The organism is Dyadobacter sp. AC419 (assembly GCF_979253085.1).
On record NZ_CEEDCD010000019.1, the window covers coordinates 606,801 to 626,321 of the forward strand.

General features: G+C 46.2%; 18 protein-coding genes and 2 pseudogenes. 11 read left to right on the top strand and 9 right to left on the bottom strand.

The genetic code is table 11. From position 1 onward, the window contains the following. Window positions 1–420 precede the first annotated feature (420 nt). A complete protein-coding gene (locus AC0IYG_RS16170; RefSeq protein ID WP_471712321.1) occupies window positions 421–3,153 on the top strand; it encodes a response regulator in 2,733 nt (910 codons plus the stop codon). Further along, window positions 3,087–4,055: pseudogene (locus AC0IYG_RS16175) on the top strand (PAS domain-containing sensor histidine kinase); the annotation flags it as partial. The gene AC0IYG_RS16170 and the pseudogene AC0IYG_RS16175, both read left to right, overlap by 67 nt. Before the next feature lie 78 nt (window positions 4,056–4,133). On the opposite strand, the gene AC0IYG_RS16180 reads toward AC0IYG_RS16175, so the two are convergent. Then, window positions 4,134–5,147 carry a ScyD/ScyE family protein gene (locus tag AC0IYG_RS16180; protein WP_471712139.1) on the bottom strand — a complete coding sequence of 338 codons (1,014 nt, stop codon included), beginning with the start codon at window positions 5,145–5,147 and terminating at the stop codon, window positions 4,134–4,136. 165 nt (window positions 5,148–5,312) lie between these two features. Here AC0IYG_RS16180 and AC0IYG_RS16185 point away from each other — a divergent pair, with 165 nt between their 5' ends. Further along, window positions 5,313–6,173, top strand: coding sequence for a sugar phosphate isomerase/epimerase family protein (locus AC0IYG_RS16185; protein ID WP_471712141.1), 861 nt, complete (start codon window positions 5,313–5,315; stop codon window positions 6,171–6,173). 31 nt (window positions 6,174–6,204) lie between these two features. On the opposite strand, the gene AC0IYG_RS16190 is transcribed toward AC0IYG_RS16185, so the two are convergent. Continuing rightward, window positions 6,205–7,197: an ankyrin repeat domain-containing protein gene (locus AC0IYG_RS16190; RefSeq protein ID WP_471712142.1), complete on the bottom strand. Its 993-nt coding sequence runs from the start codon at window positions 7,195–7,197 to the stop codon at window positions 6,205–6,207. Window positions 7,198–7,276: 79 nt separating this feature from the next. Next, window positions 7,277–8,056 (bottom strand): exodeoxyribonuclease III, encoded by a 780-nt coding sequence (gene xth / locus AC0IYG_RS16195; protein WP_471712144.1) that lies wholly within the window; start codon window positions 8,054–8,056, stop codon window positions 7,277–7,279. A gap of 144 nt (window positions 8,057–8,200) precedes the next feature. On the opposite strand from xth, the pseudogene AC0IYG_RS16200 reads away from it, so the two are divergent. The 5 genes and pseudogenes from AC0IYG_RS16200 to AC0IYG_RS16220 all read left to right on the top strand — a co-directional run bounded on the left by AC0IYG_RS16200 (window position 8,201) and on the right by AC0IYG_RS16220 (window position 12,085). Then, window positions 8,201–8,633 (top strand): annotated as a pseudogene (locus tag AC0IYG_RS16200) (transposase). 110 nt (window positions 8,634–8,743) lie between these two features. Then, the gene (locus tag AC0IYG_RS16205; RefSeq protein ID WP_471712145.1) at window positions 8,744–9,304 is read left to right on the top strand and encodes a hypothetical protein; all 561 of its coding nucleotides are present in this window, start codon (window positions 8,744–8,746) and stop codon (window positions 9,302–9,304) included. Next, window positions 9,265–9,555 (top strand): hypothetical protein, encoded by a 291-nt coding sequence (locus AC0IYG_RS16210; RefSeq protein ID WP_471712146.1) that lies wholly within the window; start codon window positions 9,265–9,267, stop codon window positions 9,553–9,555. The genes AC0IYG_RS16205 and AC0IYG_RS16210 overlap by 40 nt, the downstream gene beginning before the upstream one ends. A 168-nt stretch (window positions 9,556–9,723) precedes the next feature. Continuing rightward, window positions 9,724–10,221: a hypothetical protein gene (locus AC0IYG_RS16215; protein WP_471712147.1), complete on the top strand. Its 498-nt coding sequence runs from the start codon at window positions 9,724–9,726 to the stop codon at window positions 10,219–10,221. Between the two features lie 415 nt (window positions 10,222–10,636). Beyond that, window positions 10,637–12,085, top strand: a complete 1,449-nt coding sequence (locus AC0IYG_RS16220) for an alkaline phosphatase family protein (protein ID WP_471712149.1) — start codon at window positions 10,637–10,639, stop codon at window positions 12,083–12,085. Here the strand turns inward: AC0IYG_RS16220 and AC0IYG_RS16225 are convergent. From AC0IYG_RS16225 to AC0IYG_RS16235, 3 genes are all read right to left on the bottom strand, one after another. Then, the gene (locus AC0IYG_RS16225; RefSeq protein WP_471712151.1) at window positions 12,033–12,389 is read right to left on the bottom strand and encodes a helix-turn-helix domain-containing protein; all 357 of its coding nucleotides are present in this window, start codon (window positions 12,387–12,389) and stop codon (window positions 12,033–12,035) included. The genes AC0IYG_RS16220 and AC0IYG_RS16225 overlap by 53 nt on opposite strands. 2 nt (window positions 12,390–12,391) lie before the next feature. Next, entirely contained in the window at window positions 12,392–12,700 is a 309-nt protein-coding gene (locus AC0IYG_RS16230) for a type II toxin-antitoxin system HigB family toxin (RefSeq protein WP_471712152.1), read from the bottom strand. A 117-nt stretch (window positions 12,701–12,817) separates the two neighbouring features. After that, window positions 12,818–13,234: a DUF6157 family protein gene (locus tag AC0IYG_RS16235; protein ID WP_471712153.1), complete on the bottom strand. Its 417-nt coding sequence runs from the start codon at window positions 13,232–13,234 to the stop codon at window positions 12,818–12,820. A 147-nt stretch (window positions 13,235–13,381) separates the two neighbouring features. On the opposite strand from AC0IYG_RS16235, the gene AC0IYG_RS16240 reads away from it, so the two are divergent. Then, on the top strand, window positions 13,382–14,137 hold the full coding sequence (locus AC0IYG_RS16240; protein WP_471712155.1) for an MBL fold metallo-hydrolase: 756 nt from the start codon (window positions 13,382–13,384) through the stop codon (window positions 14,135–14,137). Between the two features lie 62 nt (window positions 14,138–14,199). Here AC0IYG_RS16240 and AC0IYG_RS16245 read toward each other — a convergent pair whose 3' ends face one another. Genes AC0IYG_RS16245 through AC0IYG_RS16255 form a run of 3 tightly spaced genes read right to left on the bottom strand, consistent with a single transcriptional unit; the run spans window position 14,200 to window position 18,412 of the window. Continuing rightward, window positions 14,200–14,967, bottom strand: coding sequence for a LytR/AlgR family response regulator transcription factor (locus tag AC0IYG_RS16245; protein WP_471712156.1), 768 nt, complete (start codon window positions 14,965–14,967; stop codon window positions 14,200–14,202). A 16-nt stretch (window positions 14,968–14,983) separates the two neighbouring features. Next, entirely contained in the window at window positions 14,984–16,009 is a 1,026-nt protein-coding gene (locus tag AC0IYG_RS16250; protein WP_471712157.1) for a sensor histidine kinase, read from the bottom strand. Window positions 16,010–16,030: 21 nt separating this feature from the next. Continuing rightward, on the bottom strand, window positions 16,031–18,412 hold the full coding sequence (locus tag AC0IYG_RS16255; RefSeq protein WP_471712158.1) for a TonB-dependent receptor: 2,382 nt from the start codon (window positions 18,410–18,412) through the stop codon (window positions 16,031–16,033). Window positions 18,413–18,651: 239 nt separating this feature from the next. Here AC0IYG_RS16255 and AC0IYG_RS16260 point away from each other — a divergent pair, with 239 nt between their 5' ends. Both AC0IYG_RS16260 and AC0IYG_RS16265 read left to right on the top strand, forming a co-directional pair. Further along, window positions 18,652–19,005, top strand: a complete 354-nt coding sequence (locus tag AC0IYG_RS16260; protein ID WP_471712159.1) for a DUF6152 family protein — start codon at window positions 18,652–18,654, stop codon at window positions 19,003–19,005. A 2-nt stretch (window positions 19,006–19,007) separates the two neighbouring features. Then, window positions 19,008–19,493: a DUF6644 family protein gene (locus tag AC0IYG_RS16265; protein ID WP_471712160.1), complete on the top strand. Its 486-nt coding sequence runs from the start codon at window positions 19,008–19,010 to the stop codon at window positions 19,491–19,493. Window positions 19,494–19,521 lie beyond the last annotated feature (28 nt).

Here is a 19,521-nt window from a genome sequence, read left to right on the forward strand (position 1 = left end):
ACCCCGCTCGGTAAGCCGCAGCTGTGGCCGCAAAGCCTCAAAACCTGCGTGCGGATTATGCTGAGTTCCAAACAACCGATCTGGATCGGGTGGGGAAGCCAGTTGATCAAAATGTACAATGATGCTTACATTGACATTGTGCGTGGAAAACACCCCATAGCGCTCGGACAGCCCGCATCCGTGGTCTGGAAAGACATTTGGAAGGACATTGAGCCGCTCCTTTCGCGTGCTATGAAGAAAGACGAAGGCACATATGTGGAATCCCAGCTGCTCATTATGGAACGCAGCGGTTTTCCGGAAGAAACTTACTACACATTTTCTTACACACCCGTGCTGGGAGCCGATGGTTTCCCAGCTGGGATGATTTGCTATAACACTGCTGACACTGAGCGCATTGTCAATGAAAGATCGCTGAGAACCATGCAGCAGCTGGACACCCTCGCGCAGAAAAAAAACGAGCAGGAAGTTTACGCACAGGCTGCAAAGGCGCTTTCCATCAATAAACGCGACTTTCCATTCGCCGTTTTATATAAAATCAAACATGAGGGCACCATTGCTGAAATAGTCGGTTCAGCCGGCTTTGGAGAAAATGAGCAGCCGCTCGGGCATCTGATCGACTTGCAGTCCGCAGTCGCTAATGCGTCATGCGTTGCCAAAGCTGTTCACGAAAACCGCATTATTGAATCTGGAAGCGATGACAGGTGGGATTCGTTGCCTAAAGGCGCGTGGGATGTGGTGCCGCATACTTTTTTGGACGTTCCGATCAAATCCGCGAATAAGCAGTTTCCGTTAGCCATATTAACTGTTGGACTGAACCCTTACCGGAAATTCGACGACGTTTACCGCAGTTTCATCCAGCTCATCGCCGACCAGATTTCGCTCGGCGTGAACAATACACTTGCTTACGAAGAAGAGCGCAAGCGGGCAAAAGCATTGGAAGAATTGGATAAGGCCAAAACCTTATTTTTTACAAATATCAGCCATGAGTTCCGCACGCCATTGATGCTGATCCTGGGGCCGCTTGAAGAGCTGCTTAACAAACCTTTGCTGCAACTTGGCGAAGCGGAAAAGCAAAGCATTGAACTGACGCACCGGAATGCATTGCGGTTGCTTAAACTCGTGAATGCGCTGCTGGATTTCAGTCGGATAGAAAGTGGTCGGCACCAGGCTAATTTCGTGCTGACTGACATTGCAACTTATACCCGGAATCTGGCCGCTAACTTCCGTTCTGTGATAGAAAAGGCTGATTTACAGTTCGATGTGCGGACGGAAGAGAATCTGCCGTCCGTTTATCTGGACAAGCAAATGTGGGAAAAGATTGTCTTTAATCTTTTGTCCAATGCATTTAAATATACATTAAAAGGCACCATTACATTAACACTTACGGCGTCCAAGGAAACCGTTATCCTCAATGTGGAAGACACAGGCGTAGGCATTCCGAAGGCTGAATTGCCGCGCATGTTTGAGCGTTTTCACAGGATTCAGAATGCTTCCGGGCGCACGCATGAAGGAACCGGGATTGGATTATCATTGATCAAAGAGTTGGTTCAGCTGCATCAGGGGACGATTATGGTCGAAAGTGAGGAAGGCGCAGGCAGCAAGTTCAGTGTTTTATTGCCCGTCGGAAAAGCACATTTGCCGGGTTCACAGGTTTCAGAGCGCGAGATCGGTTTCGAGATCTCAGGTTCAAGTCTTTATTTGCAGGAAGCAGCCGCGTTGGTTGCAAGCGATAAGGAGAAAAAGGATGGTGATTATGTTTTAAAACCTGCCGCAGCTGTGGAAGGTCAGGAGCTGGTGATGATCGTTGACGACAATGCGGATATGCGACAGCACATTGAATCACTGATTGCGACGCGATACAACACAGTCACCGCTACGAATGGACGGGATGCGCTGGAAAAAATTCAAAAACAGCGTCCTACGCTCATTTTGAGCGATATAATGATGCCGGAAGTCGATGGAATAGAGTTGTTAAGGCGGCTTAAAAGCAATCCGGACACCGCGCAGATCCCGATTGTGCTGGTTACTGCCAGAGCTGGGGAAGAATCCAAGATCGAGGGTTACGAAATCGGTGCGGACGATTATCTTGTTAAGCCGTTTTCTGCCAACGAAATGCTTGCGCGGATCAAGGCGCAGATCAAAATATACAAAGCCCGAAAGCAGGTTGAGCAGCGATTAGAGGGCTTTTTGATGCAGATGCCTGCGGCAGTTTCTCTCGTTGAAGGACCGGAATTCAAGTTCATTATGGCCAACACATTGTTCCAGGAGACATTTGGCCGGTTGCAATCGGAGCTGCAAGGGAAAACAATCAGAGAGGCATTTCCAGAGTTCAAGTTGCAGGGGATTTTTGAGCTTTATCACAAAGTCTACGCGAATAGGGAGCCTTATGTGCGCCACGAACTGCCAATCGAGTGGAATGATCGGGAGGGAAGGCATAAGTCTGCGTATTTTGACATTGTCATTTATCCCGTTAATGATGGAAGTGAGAGCGTCAACGAATTAATGATCCACGCTGTGGACACAACCATGCAAGTGGAGGCGCGGAAAAGGATCGAGGCCAGTGAAAAGCAATTCCGTAACGTTTTGCTCGAATCGCCGAACATTTTTGCCATCCTGAAAGGCCCCGAAATGCGGATCGATTTTGTGAACGAGCCGCTGCTGAATTCGTGGGGAAGAACACAGGATATTGTTGGAAAAAATCTGCTGGAAGTGCTGCCTGAGATTGAAGGTCAGGCTTTCCCTCGGCTTCTAAAAAGCGTGTTTGAAAGTGGACAGGCACATTATGGAAACGAAGAAAAGGCCACGCTCATGAAAAATGGCTCGCTTTCTGACATTTATTATAATTACGTTTATCAGCCTATTTGCGATTCCGATAATGTTGTTTCCGGCATCACCATTATGGCGACTGACATTACGGAGCAGGTTTTGACACGTAAAAAAGTGGAAGCAAGCGAAGAACAATTCCGGACACTAACGGAAACGCTTCCGCAGCTCGTGTGGATGACTAATGCCAGCGGTGACCTCCTTTTGCTTCCCGCAGATGGCAGGAATACAGCGGTAAGCTTCCGACCAACAGGCATGACTGGGACGATATTGTGCATCCGGATGACATGCCAATTCTGGCTTATAAATGGAGCAAAAGCCTCTCGTTAGGAGCAAGTTACCGCATTGAAGTGCGACTCAGGAACAAATCAGGCGATTATCGCTGGCATTTCGGACAAGGAGAGCCGATTAAGAACGACTCGGAAGACATCATCAATTGGATCGGCGCGTTTACGGACATTCATGACCAGCGCGTCTTCACTGACAAGCTGGAACAAAAGGTTCAGCAGCGCACGCAGGATCTTTTAAATGCGAATAAAGAGCTGGAATCATTTAACTACATTGCCAGTCATGATTTGCAGGAGCCGTTACGCAAGATCCAGACATTCATTCACATGATCCATAAGAATAGTCATGATGAAAAGGCTGTTCAGGTTTATTATGATAAAATAAATTCGTCGGCGCAACGCATGAGTGACCTTATACAGTCCGTGCTGACATACAGCCGGCTTGCGAAAATAGGAGAGGATTATACGGAAGTTGATCTGAATGAAATACTGAAAGACATTGAAATTGATTTTGAGCTTTTGATTGCTGAAAAACATGCAAAGATCCTCGTCGGTGAGCTTCCCAAGATCCGCGGCAACAGTTTTCAGCTCGATCAGTTGTTTTCAAATCTGATCAGCAATTCACTTAAATTTTCTACGGAAAACCCGGAGATCAGGATCGTTTCAAAGGTCGTGAATGGTGACGATGTGATCGCGCCTGCACCGGTTAATGCGGCCGACCGCTTTCACCAGATTACGTTTTCTGATAATGGCATTGGTTTCGAGCAGGAATTCAGCGAAAAAATATTCAGCTTGTTCCAGCGGTTGCACGGCAAGCACGAATATTCGGGAACGGGAATCGGGCTGAGCATTGTGAAAAAAATTGTCGAACAGCACAACGGATACATTGCCGCAGAGTCCAGCCCCGGCCACGGCGCCACATTCAACATTTGGTTTCCTGTTTGATTAAATCAATGTTTTTAGAAACAAAAAATGCCTTCCCTTTTACAGGAAGGCATTTTGTTATGAATTGTTTACGATAGATTAATAGGTCAGTTTAAGCACTTTGCCCATTCCCAGCGAAACAACATAATAAGTGTTCGTATAAACTTTCTCGATATCGGTAGGCATTACGAGACCACCCTGCACGCTAACTTTTCCTTCATTTTGAACTGATCCCGATCCCGGAAGGAATCCGGTTTTGGCATCAAAGTCAGCAAAATGCAAAACGAGCGGCTTGTTAGAATCTGTCAAAACCACATCTACAAGTGTTGTGAAGCCGTTTTCATATGTCTTCACCGTTCCGTCTGCGCTTACTGTCTTAATTTCAGCAAGGTCCTTATTAAAAGGAAAACCTGTAAGTGATGTTACGTAAAACTTAGTGCCGTCCCAGGCGATTCCCGTTGGGACAAAGTCAACTGTCGGCGGGCCAAATGGTGCTGGGTTTACGAAATCGTCAAAAGTTGCAAATTTGCTTAATGTTCCGTCTGATTTTCTGCGAATGATCATGTTGCCCGCTGCGTCTGTAATGAAAAGGTCGCCGTCGGGTCCCCATGTCAGGTTGTAAAGATTGGATTCGGCAATTGCTGGCGGAAGCTGCTGTTTTACAAAATCGCCTATATTCTCAAATGCAAGATTTTTAGCTTCCAATGGCGCATCACCCGGTTTCCATGATCCCACATTTGCCTTGTAAAGTCTGCCTTCAACGCCGTGTAAGATGTAGAGCCAGCCGTCTTTGTAAAGTAAGTGCGTTAAGCCGCTCGGCATTCCTTCAACACTCAAAGTGGACTTAAAACCGTTGATTGCCGGATGCACGGTTCCGTCTGCGGCAAGCATGGAAACTCTTCCGTCAAATGTGCCAATGGAATCGGAGGCCGATCCTTGCTCGGTTACCCAAAGTGTGTTGTTGTCGCCCTTTGTGATGGCAATCGGGGCGATCAGCTGTCCTTTGGAAAATTCTTCACTGTTGAACTCAACCGGGTCAGGCGCGTGGTCTGTACAACTGATGGCAAGCGCGAGCCCGAACAAGGCGAATCTCAGTAGATTTGAGGTCTTCATAACAATAGAATTTAGTTGAGATAAAACTTTACCTATAGCAATATCATCAAAACTGCTCATGGTTTGGCCATTCACTCCTGTGTTCTTATTATATGGTTTGAAACTTCAAATTAGGGTATGATGAGCCTTTTTTCGTCTTTGATTTAAATCACATTAACCTTAACCATGAATATCAAAAGATCGCTGATCGCATTGCTTTTGCTCACTTCCGGAGTGGATGCAGCTTTTGCTCAAAAGGGCGAACCACTTTTTCCGGAAACGCCCGGAATGGTTTCTTTCACTTTCCGCAAAAGCCTCGCCAAAGATCCTGCCGCAACACTGGATACGTTGCAAAAACTCGGGATCAAGGATATGGAATTTTCAAGTTTGTTTGGAAAAACGGCGGCGGAACTCCGAAAGCTGCTCGACGAGCGCGGGATGAAATGCTCCTCATTCGGTGTGCAGTATGGTGACGCGCTGGATAAAACCAAGGAAGTTGGCGAAAATGCAAAAACGCTTGGAGCGAAATTTGTCCGCGTAGCCTGGATCCCGCATACAGGCCCTTTTACGCTTGCTATGGCTGAAAAAACGGTTGCTGATTTCAATAAGATCGGAAAGCAGCTGAAAGATGAGTTTGGACTCACGTTTTGCTATCATAACCATGGTTACGAATTCGAAAAGCACGAGGATGGCACTTTGATGGATTACATCATTCAAAAAACGGATCCGAAATACGTGAGCTTCGAAATTGACTTGCTATGGACATTCTTCCCCGGAGCTGATCCTGCGGCGTTGATCGCGAAATATCCAAAGCGCTTCAAACTCATGCACATGAAAGATTTGAAAAAGGGAGTAACAGGAAACATGTCAGGCGGAACGCCGGTGGAAAATGATGTGGCGCTTGGAACTGGACAACTGGACATTCCGGCGATCCTGAAAGCCGCAAAAAAATCATCCATCGAACATTACTACATCGAAGACGAAAGTCCAAGCTACGGCACCCAGGTCCCGCAGACGATGGCTTATTTGAAGAGTTTAACTTATTGATTCACAGAAAATATTTAGCGCCTAAGCATGATCATTGTGACGTGCTTAGGCGCTTTTTTAATGTAGTAAATTCAAGCGGCGGAATCTCATCCAAGGTTTCAAATTGCTTACTGCGATAGGTCACAGACTCGCGGATAATCGAACTTTCTTCATTATTTGAACCTATTTCTGCCCCATGATCCAGCAACAAATTGCAGATTTCCCATTGTTCTGCATCAACTGCGGCATGAAGGATAGATGAAACAATTACGCCATCATGATATGAACGATATAATGTATTCGCATCCGCTCCGTGATCCAGCAGCAAACCGACTTTCTTTGCCTTAAACGGATCCTTGTTATCCAGATAGAGCGCCTTGAAAAGGATGTGGAAATCCGGGTCTTTTTCGAAAGCGTTAGCATTAGCTCCATTTTCGAGAAGCAACGCGAGCAACGCAGGATCAGATGAGAGAACCAGTAATTGAGGCGGGGTTCTTAATATGTCATTTGTTTCAATCTTGGCACCTTTGTCCAGCAGTAGTTTAAGGATCGCCATTGACGTCTCTTTGGGCACTTTACCTGCCTGCATTGCCGCGAAATCAAACAGCGTGACGTGTTTATCCCCAGTTGCATTAAGGTTAGGAACTGGTTCTTCCAGCGCTTTTTTCAGATTCGGAATATCACCAGCCGAAATGTAAGCTGCCAGATTCCTCCTGACGGGGTCCTCGAAATAATACGATCCGTCCGCCCGTGCATCGAATTCCTGCTGGTAACTGCTGTCTTCGTAATAGCCGATCACCTTACTTATTCCAAGTGAAAATACTCCCATCACAATCGGATAAATATTGACAATGAGTGCGATGATTTTGGTTGTCTTGTAAGGTAAGTAATTGAGTATCGCTAAGATGCTCAGCGGAATGTAAAGCATCAGCAGCATCCCCTCTGCCATGCGCTCGGATTGCCACTTTGCAGTCAATAATGTTCCTGCAATGCCCAATGCGTAAAGGCCGATAGCCAGCCAATTGATAAGTGAGATCGTTTTCATGCAAATAAACTAACTAATCGCACACAGCGATTACATTCTATTTATTCGCAGGCGGCGCAGGTTTACTTATCGGTTTCGGCTATTCAATGTCTTTCAGTTCGATCCAGGTTGGGGCGTGATCGCTTGATTTTTCCCAGCCGCGCACTTCCTTATCCACGCCGGCAGCGACGAGCCTCTCATCGAGATGCGGGCTTAGTAAAAAGTGATCGATCCGTAAGCCGGCATTGCGTCCGTAAGCATTTCGGAAATAGTCCCAAAATGTGTAAATGACTTCGTCGGGATACAGTTTACGAATTGCGTCGGTCCAGCCCTGGTCAATGATATTTTTAAAAGCTGCCCTCACTTCCGGCCTGAAAAGTGCATCGTCAACCCAGCGTTCCGGCTTATAAACGTCTAGTTCTGTGGGCATGACATTGTAATCGCCCGCAAGCACAACGGGCACGTCGAAAGCAAGCAACTCGGCGGTGTGTGCCGCAAAGCGCTCAAACCAGCGCATTTTATAATCCAGTTTAGGTCCCGGCGCGGGATTTCCATTGGGCAGATAAAGGCAAGCCACGAGCATGCCATTGACAATTGCTTCTATATAACGGCTGTGCAAATCTTCCTCATCGCCCGGCAGCTCCCGACGCACTTCCTTCATTTCCAGACCGCGGGATAAAATGGCCACGCCATTCCAGCTTTTTTGACCATTCCAGATCGCATTATAGCCAGCATCCAGGATTTCCTTCTCGGGGAATTTCTCCTGCGGAGCCTTTAATTCCTGCAAACAAACGACGTCAGGCTTGGTCAATTCGAGCCAGCGCAGCAGCACGGGCAGCCGCCCATTTACGCCGTTCACATTATAAGTCGCAATTCTCATAGCAAGTGTTTCTAATGTTGTTTCAATGTTATATCATAAAAACCACGCCTTTGATTTTCTAATCTATATTAATTCGATAGACTTTATATTATTTATCTGGTTTTTTGCTAGTTTTGGATGAGTGGAATCCATTGTAGTGTAACTATGCAAACTGGCAGATTGATCGATTTTTATAAAAATGAGCAGGTTGCTACGGCAGCTTTTAAGGAATTGAGGTTAAGGAAAGGCATTACTTGTAAAAAATGCGGCGGGACGCATCATTATTGGCTCGCGCCGAAGCAGCAATTTCAATGCAAGCAGTGCAGGTTCCGGACGACGCTGCAAAGCGGCACCGTGCTGGAAGGCAGCAAGTTACCGATCTCATATTTCTTCATTGCCGTATATTTGATGCATTAAGAAGGGAAGCGCATTTACGATCCAGGAGTTTCGGGATGAAACGGGCCACAAATATTACGAGCCGCTTTATGATTTTGTCAGAAAAATAAAATCATATCTCAACGAGAATGATCAAAACACGCTTTTAATCGATTTTATAGAGATTTTAAATGAGCAATTGTTGGAAACTGCAAAGGCCTAGCAGCAATGGCGTTAGGGTTTTCAAATGGTTTTTAGGGCTCTACGGCCTTACTATCAAAGGTAGAAATCTCTTCATTTAAGCCTTTTTCAGCGAACAAACATTGTCCGCCGATGAAAATCAAGTTTTTCGCTCCCGAATGGGGAAATACGTTGCCCTTTGATCAGTTTTGTGGACGTGTGAAAGCGTCCGGCTATGATGGCGTTGAAATGTCTTTGCCTTTTGATAAAACTGAAAAGGAAGCAATTCTGGAAAGTTTGGATAAAGCTGGCCTGGAACTGATCGGGCAATATTGGCAGTCGTTTGAGTCGGACATTGATGTGCATGCGGCCAATTACGAGAAATATTTAACCAATCTCATCGACGCTAAACCGCTCTTTTATCAATTGTCAGACCGGGAAGGATTGTTTGAGTTTCGACAAAAATATAAGGACTTTTCGAGCTTGCTGCATCACTTTCAAAGGCGTCGGGCGTTCGCATTATTCATGAAACGCATCGTGGCAAAAGCCTGTTTGCCGCGCACATTACCAAAGAATATCTCGCTCAAATTCCGGACCTGCGCATTGCACTCGACATTTCGCATTGGTGTAATGTGCACGAGTCGCTTTTGGAGGATCAGGCTGAGGCCGTTGCGTTGGCCATCGCCCACACTGATCACATTCACAGCCGGGTAGGGCATCCGGAAGGGCCGCAAGTGAGCGATCCGCGCGCTTCGGAATGGGAAGAAGCGTTGGAAGCACATCTCAAATGGTGGGACCAGGTGGTTGAAACGCATCGCAAAAATGCCACGCAGCTCACCATAACCACCGAATTCGGCCCTGCGCCCTACATGCCATCCCTTCCACACACCCAAATGCCCATCGCCAACCAATGGGAAATCAACGTCTACATGATGCAAATGTTAAAAGCGCGGTATTTTGGGTGAAGTTTCGAGCCCGCATATAACGCACCCGTAAACTGCAACCTGCATTATTTCGCTAATTTTAGCATTCGACCAAAATACCATTCAAACGTTATGCGATTACGTGATCTCATCAGTCAAATTTGCTTTGCTGCTTGCTTAGTTTTTCCGGTTTGTGGTTTTTCTCAAACTGTGACGGAGATTCAATCATTTAAGGTTACTGAGGCGAAACAGGCTGTTGCGGTTGATGAGAAGCATTTTTATGTGATCAACAACAGCACCATTACGAAGCATACGAAGGCTGACGGCAAACAGGTTGCCATGTGGGATGGCACGAAGGACGGGATCAAGCATTTGAATAGTGGCGTGGTTATTAACGGAAAAATGTATTGTGCCAATACGAACTATCCGGAAGTCCCAATGGCGAGCGCGATTGAGATATTCGACGTCAACACAATGCAACATGTTGGTAACCATAGTTTTGGCATTGCAGAACACGGTTCGCTCGCCTGGATTGATCAGAAAGATGGATTTTGGTGGTGCGGTTTTGCTCATTATGCGGGTAAAGAAGCGAGCGAAGGCCGTGATGTGCGTTGGACGTCTGTGGTGAAATATGATGCGGAATGGCGGCAACTCGAATCGTGGGATTTCCCCGAAAAACATCGTCGACTTGTTCACGCCAAAAAGTAATTCCGGAGCGGTTTGGGGCAAAGACGGCTTACTGATATTGCACTGGACACGATGAAGCCGAACTTTATGTAATGAAGCTGCCAAAATCGGGCTTTACGCTCGTCCACGTTGCAACAGTGCCTGCTCCAATGCATGGCCAAGGGGCGTTGCAATGGATGATTCGCAGAAAAGCAAGCAGGTTATTTATGGCATTAATCGCACAGAAAATAAGGTTGTTACGGCTGAGATTAAGTGAGATAATCAATTCTGAAATCCATGAAAATGAGAGCAACATTCATTTTTTACTTCTTAATGTCCGTTTTTTTCTGGCTTCGGCGTCTTTGCGCAAGTGGCAAAGGATTCGGCATCTGGCAGAAACAAAACGTTAATTGTCTTTTTCGACGGCCTCCGACCGGATTACATCACAGCGGAGCAGATGCCTAATTTGTTCGAATTCCGTAAAAAAGCATCCACCGGCGAACGGCATCACAGCGTATTTCCCACCGTTACAAGGGTTAATTCTGCCTCCTATGCAACTGGTTCCTATCCCGGGACGCACGGTTTGCTTGGCAATGCAGTGTATTTTCCCGAGGTGAGTAAAAGTGCGAGTGTCGGCACCACATATGCAGATTTGTCGAAGGTGACGACTTCCATTTCCGGTCCGTTGCTAACTGCGGTTACGCTTGGTGAAGTCTTGAAGGCAGCAGGCGAAAGCATGATGGTTTTCAGTTCAGGAACAACCGGACAGGCGTTTTTACAAAATTATAAAGTAAGCGGCGGCGCCATTGTTAACCCAGGTTTGATCCTGCCGGATTCATTCAAGGCGCAGGTTTTGGCCGATCTGGGTCCCGTTTCCACCGACGGTCCGAAAGACAGAAACCGACATAAATGGATCACGGATGCATTGGCCAAATATAGTTTGAGTAAAGAAGCGCCGCTTGTGAGCGCAATCTGGTTTTCCGATCCTGACGGCGCAGCGCATGAAATGGGAATCGGCTCAGATGAGGCTGTTGAAGCAATAAAATTGGTAGACGGGCAGTTCGGCCGCATTTTGGATACATTAAATGCACGCGGACTTTCTGATCAATATAACATCATTATTTCGACTGATCATGGATTCGTTACTCATGCCGGAAAACAGGATTTGACAGAATTTTTGATTAAATCTGGCTTTAAACGAGATAAGGAATCGGACGACGTCGTAGTTGCGGAGGGGTCAGTTTATGTAAAAGATCACAATGAGGAAATTATCGAAAGCATCGTCACCGCACTGCATAAGGAGCCTTGGGTTGGCGCTGTTTTTACCAAAGCAATAAAAGAAGGCAATAAAAAAGGTTGGGTAGAAGGGACTTTTTCCTTCGATGTTATACATTTTAACCACCAGCGTGTAGGCGACATCCTCGTCGCGCCGCAGTGGAATAGTGAAAAGAATAGCAAGGGTTTTGCCGGAACCGATTTTGCAACGGGTGTCGCGGGTCATGGCGGTTCAAGTCCTTTTGAAATCAACATTGCACTCACTGCTTACGGGCCGGATTTCAAAAAACTGGCTACCTCCAATTTGCCCACATCCAATGTTGACATTGCGCCAACGATCCTGGGCATTTACGGACTTCCGATTCCCAAAGAAATGGACGGCCGCGTCATTGCTGAATTGTTAAAAAAGCCAGGCCCGCCGGCAGCAAAAGCCGTCGAAGAAACCCTCGTCAGCGAAGTAAAATACCCATGGGGCACTTACCAGACTCACATTATATATGTCCGTCCTCGGAAAACACCCGCTACTTCAATTTCAGCCAGACGGATCGGAAGTAGGAGGGGCATGAACTATAAACGCTTTAACCTAGCAGCACCTGCGCGGGAATACCAAGCTTTTCGTGAAAGAGCTTAGCCAGTTTCAGTGTAAGTGGCTTTTTCCTGTTCAGAATCGCTGAAACGTAGCTTTTACTGCCCACCCAGTCAACAAGATCCTTACTTTTTAAACCTTTTTCGTCCATTTTCAGCTTGATAGCCTCGATCGGATCCGGTGAAGGGATTTTGTAATACTCATCTTCATATGCTTTGACAACAAGCAAAGCGATTTGCAGTTTATTCCCCTCATCGCTATCAGGGTGCGGTTTTTTGTCAAATTGCTCGTCAATCCATTCCAACATCAATTCGTATTCCGCATCGTTTTTTATCAATTTCACTTCCATGATTATGGTTTGTATTTGACTGATTTAACATCTACATTATCGTACGCTGCATGGGTTCCAAACCACTTAATTTGAACGGTCTTGTATGCAAACACAATCCTCACCACCAGTCGATAACGGTTGCCCAAAATATTGAAAACAACCCGATCATCGCCTACCAAACTAGCCTTCGCGAAAACGCTTTTCAATTCCTGGAAACTGCTAAAATCGGTGCTGATCATTTCTTCATACCATTCTCTTAATGCATTGGAAGCCTGCGGATACATGACGCAATAAGCCAAAAGCGTCTTGCGTGCGATAATATTAAACATGATAAAGTTTACTATTAGTGAACAAATGTAATGTCTTATTCCGAATAAAATATATAAGACGATACATTTTTCGAATGGTCACCCAGCTCTCACCAATTACAAGTTTTTCTTAATAAATCACGCGCGTTTCGACCGCATCGCCTTCACAACTTCCAGCTTTTCGTCTGCTGAGTATTTTTTATATTCTTCGGAGTCGACGGCTACTAATGCAACTTTGCCTTCTGCGTCGCTGTGGACGCCCCAGCCGTAGCGTTTTGTTAATGGAGAGGCGCGGAGGCAGGGCTGGCCTTTGGAGAAGAATTTCTCGCGTTCGGCGGCTAGCGCATCCGGCGCTATGCCGTTCCTGATGGCGAATGTTTGGAACAGGACATCGTCGGACGTGTATTGATAAGGCTTGTCTTTGATGATTTCAAACTGAATGTTGGCAACGGACTGCGCATCACCTTTAACGGGCGGAACTTCGCCTTGCTTTGCAGGACAGTCATCCGCAACCTGAATAAGTGCGTTTTTGTAGTTTGTTGTATGCGTTTTCATCCGGTTCGGTGGTTAATGATGTAAGTCTTTTCAAGTTAATGCGGGTTGAAATAAAAGCAAAAATTAAAATCGGCAAACCTCCCGCTGCTCTTCGGTTGCAAAGATCGAGGGAAAGGCTAACTTTGGTTAACTAACCAAATTCAGAAAATGAAAACGACGTTTGCACTATTTTTCCTGATGATTTCGGCGCCATTATGGGCACAGCTTCCCGCTGCCGACGACATTGCTACATCAAAAGGCCCGCTAAAAGTCCAGCCGCTTAATCACGCGACAATGTCCATGACCTGGGGCGGAAAAACGATTTATGTAGATCCTTACGGCGGCGCAAAAACGTTCAACGGCATCGCAGCACCGGATTTGATCCTTATCTCCGACATTCACGGAGACCATTTTGACCCAAAAACGCTTGAAGCATTGGATTTGAGCAAAGCGGTGATTGTTGCGCCAAAAGCGGTTGTCGACATGATGTCTGATGCATTGAAAGCCAAAACGACGGTCGTTAACAATGATCAAACCATTAGCAAGTTGGACGTGTCCATCATGGCTATCCCAATGTATAACCTTCCCGAAGCAGCTGACGCAAAGCATACCAAAGGCCGCGGCAATGGTTATGTTTTAAAATTTGGTGATAAAACCGTTTATATCAGCGGAGACACGGCTGGGATCCCTGAAATGCGTTCGTTGAAAAACATCGATGTAGCATTCGTCTGCATGAACCTGCCTTACACCATGGATGTGCCCGAAGCGGCTTCCGCAGTGCTGGAATTCAAGCCCAAAGTAGTTTATCCATATCATTACCGCGGTCAAAACGGTTTGAGCGACACCGAAGCATTCAAAAAACTAGTCAACACCGGCGATTCAAAAATCGACGTGAGATTGAGAGATTGGTATTCTATTAAGTAAGCTTTAGAAATGGGCTTAAAGAGTAAATCGAAATCCTGCTCGGTGCACACCGGGCAGGATTTCTAACTTTCCAGCCATGACTTAAATGCCGGGGCTTTTTCGCGGCTTACGATGACTTCCTGGGTGGTTTCTGGTCGGAGCTGGACTTTTAGTTTGCCATTGAAATAGGTGTGGATCTTTTGGATGGCGGTTACGCGGGCGATGAATTGGCGGTTGAGGCGGAAGAAACTGGCGGGATCCACAAGCGCTTCCAATTCTTCCAGCTTATAATCGACCAGAAATTGCTTTCCGTCTGTTCCGACCAGGCACGAAAGCTCGTTGGCTGTGTAAAAATAGGCAACCTGATCTTGATGGATCGGGATTAATTGCTCTCCGTTTTTGACCAAAAATCGCGTCTTATGCGCCTTTTTCGTCATTTCCAGACTGTCCAGCAGCGACTCAACTTTTCTCGCATAAGCCTTCGGAGAAAAGTCTTCCTTCAACCCGTCAAACTTTTTAATTGCGTCTGCAAGCTCAGGCAGTTTAATTGGTTTCAACAAATAATCAATGCTTTTTACCCGAAACGCCTTGATCGCATATTCGTCATAAGAGGTCGTAAAAACAATGGGACTGTGCGCGGGAAATGCTTCAAATATCTGAAAGCTCAAACCGTCTGAAAGTTGAATGTCAGAGAATATCAGGTCAACCGCGCTACCCGTTTTAAACCAGCGTTTCGCCGATTCGACGCTTTCGAGCACAGCAACAATCTCAATCCGCGGATCGAGCTTTTTGATCAGCTTTTCCAATCTTTCCGCTGCCGGATACTCGTCTTCAATGATGACAACTTTCATAACGTTGGCTAATAAATCAGGCAGAATGTCCTAACAATGGAATTTTGACCGTGAAAAGTTTGTCGCTGCGCAGGATTTCAACACGCCTTTCCGTGAGCAGACTGTAACGGTTAATGATGTTTTGCAAACCAACCCGCGTGGACTTTTCAAGCACGGTCTTCTCCAAAATGTTGTTTGCTACGACGAGATATTGGCCATTTTCTTCCTTAATGACAATTTTCAATGGGTTTTCCTTCGAAGCAACATTATGCTTGATCGCATTTTCAATCAGCATTTGCAGGCTCAGCGGCGTCACATGCTGCTGATAAGTTGATTGAGACAAATGCTTCTCTACCAATAAATTATCCCGAAAACGAATTTTGTTCAAATAAACGTAGGCATCCACAAAACCCAACTCTTCCTCCACCAGCACTGTGTCCTTATTCCGGCTTACCAGCACATATCTGTACACATCCGACAATCTTTCAAGATAATCCTGCGCATCCGTATTTTCATCATCGATCAATGCTGCGAGCGTGTTCATGCTGTTAAACAAAAAATGCGGATCGAGCTGATTTTTAAGCGCTTCCAATTGCGATTGCACACTTTCACGCATCAGCGATTCCGTCTTCCGGACATTCGCTTTCCAGGCATCGAAAAAATACATCGCTTCGTAAACCAGGTAAACAAGCACGGTTGGGATAATACTGATGCTGAACCCGACCAGCGTCCCGTCTGAATCTAGAAAAATTGAACACAGAATTTTATCCAAAATCAGGGTGACCACAAAAGTATACAGCAACGCGAAGAATGCCTGGATTAACAACCGCCGGTCCGTTTGGCTGAAATCAGGAAACATCCGGCGCATTTTGATAATAATCAGCCGGTTACCTTCCCATAATGAGAAGGTAATCGCTGCGGAAACCAGGATATTATAAATGAAGAGCACACTGAATTTTTCCCCGCCGTTGATGAGATGGACGACAACCGGAATGAGCACAGTCAGCAAAGGAATGCCGATCAGCCGCATTTTACCATCATTCAATGTGTAAGTCTCTTTCATGGTCGCTGGCGCAAAATGCAATTAAAAAGTGTATCTGAACAATGGGACAGGGAAAAATCCTTGCTGATATTGCGTTGCCAGACTGTTCGTCCGCGGGTTGTAAGTCTGTTGAAACACATTCTGATTTGCCGTCACGTTTTGCAGGTCCAGCGCAAATTCCATCGTGCTTTTCCGGTATTCCTTTCTATATGAAAACCGCAAGTCGGTCCTGAAATAAGCATCCTGACGAAGTGAAAATGCTTTTGCCTCATCATAAACTGCGTCGCCGCGTCGTCTGGACGCTTCCAGGTTCAGCGGAGAAATGTATTTTCCGCCTACCAATGTTGTCCGGATGCTGGCGCTTAAAATATTATTTTTATTGCGGCCAACTTTAATTTCCTTTCCGGCGAGCACATTCAGCACATAGCGCGTGTTGAATGCCGTGTTGCGCTCGATGCCGTCGCTGCCTTTGTATTTTGATTCAAAAAGCGATGAAGTGATCAGGAAATAGTAACCCTTATTAAAGTATCTTTCCAAAGTTAACTCAATCCCGATATTTTCCCCGGTTCCTTTATTAACCAGGCTGTCGCGGTCTGACGGGCCGAATGAGCTGCCGATGTTAAGCGCTGAAAACGAGGATTTCGTCTGCTCAACAGGCGCATTATTAATGGTTTGATAATAAGGCTCGATTTTTAGTAACAAATTCTCTGTCAGGCGGTTTTCATAACTCAGCACAAAATGGTGGCTTCTCGTGTAACCCAGATTTTTATTAGTATACACCGGCCCCGACTCACTTTTGGTTTGTACAAAATAAGTGTAAATGTCCTGCGCCTGGCTGTTCATTCCATAACCGGCGCTAAGCGATTGTCCATTTTTGAAAGCATATTGAAAACCAAACCGTGGCTCCACGGCAACCTTATCATTTAAGCTGTAATGTTGAAAATGAACGCCCGTCGTAAAAAGTATGCTGCGGTTCAGGCGATATTTCCACTGGCCGTATGCCTGCGTCAGCAGGGAATTTTCACCCTTCACATTAACCCGGACCGTATCGAATTTTCCAGCCTGATACATATCCCGGCTGTAAAGGTCGAAATTCAGCAAATCCGTGGTCACGCCGGCATAGAGACTATTTTTGGCATTGATCTTGTGACGAACATTTAATGTTGCCGAATATTTTTGTGTTTTAAAACGGCTTTCTGAATTCGCAAAAGCCTCACGCGTCGTAATGCTGATCGAGTCGCCGTTGAACTTTTGATTAGTTGTGCTCACCCCGAGCGTCAGTTTTGCGAAGGTTTTCGGCGTAAGCGTATGCTCGTATGACACGCCCAATATATTCGTTGCATAACGGACTTTGGTGTTTGAATTTTCTGTTCCGTATAAGTTCGTTTCGGTCGTGTCCACGTCATTGCCCAGAAATTGCACGTCGCTTGCGCCGATGATCCCAAACATGGTCAGCTTGCCTTTTGCACTTGTAGGAACAGCGACTTTAAAGTTAAGATCCTGATAGTCAGGAACCGCGTTGCCCGTTCCGAATTGAATGCCCAACGCTTTGAAAACGCCCAAAGTCGAATAACGATAATTGACCAGATACGATGCCTTTGAATTTTTGGAAAAAGGCCCTTCTGCTCCCAACTCAAATCCATTGAAACCAACCTGCCCTAAAAACTCCGATTTCTCATTATTTCCTTCACGCATCCGCAGGTCAAACACAGCCGACAAAGCATTCCCATACTGCGCAGGAAAGGCGCTTGTCATGAAGTCCGACTTTGCCAACACATTGTTATTGAGTAAACTCACCGGCCCGCCGGTTGCTGACAATGATCCGAAGTGATTCGGATTCGGAATGTTAAGTCCTTCCAGTTGCCACAACATGCCGGTTGGTGAATTGCCGCGCACCACAATGTCATTACGCGAGTCGTCACCGGAAACTACGCCCGCATAATTGGCGGCCATCCGCGACGGATCGCCCAGTGAGCCTGCATATCGTTTCGTGTCTTCAATGTTGAAAGAACGGCCGCTTACCAATGACAACTCGTTGTTTGTCTTGGTCTTATCATTCTGGCGCTCTGCTGTTACGACGACTTCATTCAGCGCCTGTACGTTCTCGGTCATTGTTACATTGACAACGACTTCTTTGCCCGAAGTAAGCAGGACGTTTGAGAGTCGCTGCTCTTCGTATCCCACGGAAGTGATCCGGAATGTCTGCCTTCCCTGAGGCACGCCGGTGATCTTGAATTCGCCGTTAATGTCCGTAATCGCACCAATCGGACTTCCGCCATCCGGCTTGATCAGCATCACGGAAGCGCCGATCACCGGTGTTTGAGAAACTTCGTCGCGGATCGTTCCCCGGATTGTTTGGGTTGCCTGCTGCCCCTGAACTTGCAGACAAACAATGAACATTGTCAAAAAAAGTAAAATTTTCATGGCTAATGATTTTGAGTGATGATACAAAAATGCAGGTTAACGAAGCATGGAATGAGCGACTATCGGGTGAAACGTAAAATGAAATAGGCGAAACGTAAGCGGAGAGAGGGGAACCGGAATGTAGCAATGAAATTAATGCCCGTTAGCGTATAGTTTAACACGTTCAAATCATGGTTTTTTAGGTTTTGGTTACATCCTCGTTTTTGCTAACTTTAAAATAACACTAAACGCTTCATGATATGGCTTACTTAAAGAGTGGATTGCTGCTGATTGTACTTTTTGTGGGTGCGTCGTTCACCGTTCTGCATCACGGCTGGGCTGATTACGACCAAACCAAAACGCTTGATTTCAAAACGACAATTGACGAATCGGTTTACGAAAATCCGCATGCATTGGCGAAGGTTAAATATCAGAAAAAAGTCTGGACCGTGTTCCTTGCGCCAACCACGCGGATGACAGACCGCGGGTTGTCTGCCGATATGATCAAAAAAGGCACAGAAGTGCGTCTGGTGGCATATCCGCATAAAACAGAAGAAGGAGAAATGCGTGCTGAGCGGATCTTTGTCGACGGAAAGAAATACGAATTGCGTTAACCGTGCCGGCATCTGCTATTGAATTTTTTGAACTGCTTGAAAAGACATCCTGGGCGGTAGGCATCCGCCAGTCTGCATGGCTTTATCCGGCTCTGGAAATTATACATATCCTGGGCATTGTCATGCTGGTTGGCGCCGCTTTCATGTTTGATCTCCGGCTATTGGGCTATTCCCAAAGCCTCCAAGTTTCGGGCCTCGCCGACCATCTGTTGCCATGGTCGCGGCGGGGTCTTTTGCTGGTGATCCCCTCCGGACTTTTGCTTTTCATCACCAACGCGCAAGCGCTGGGAACAGACTTTGTTTTTTGGCTAAAAATTGCGCTCATACTCATTGCGGCAATTAATGTTTTAATCTTTCATCGATATACTTTTCCAAACGTTACTGGCGCGTCATCCGGTCAACTTCCAATCGCAGCCAAAGTTTCCGCTGTGGTTTCGATCATCGTGTGGATCGGCGTTATTGCGTGCGGCCGGTTGCTGGCTTATTAAAGATTCAAGATTCCTGTTGTTTCAAAAT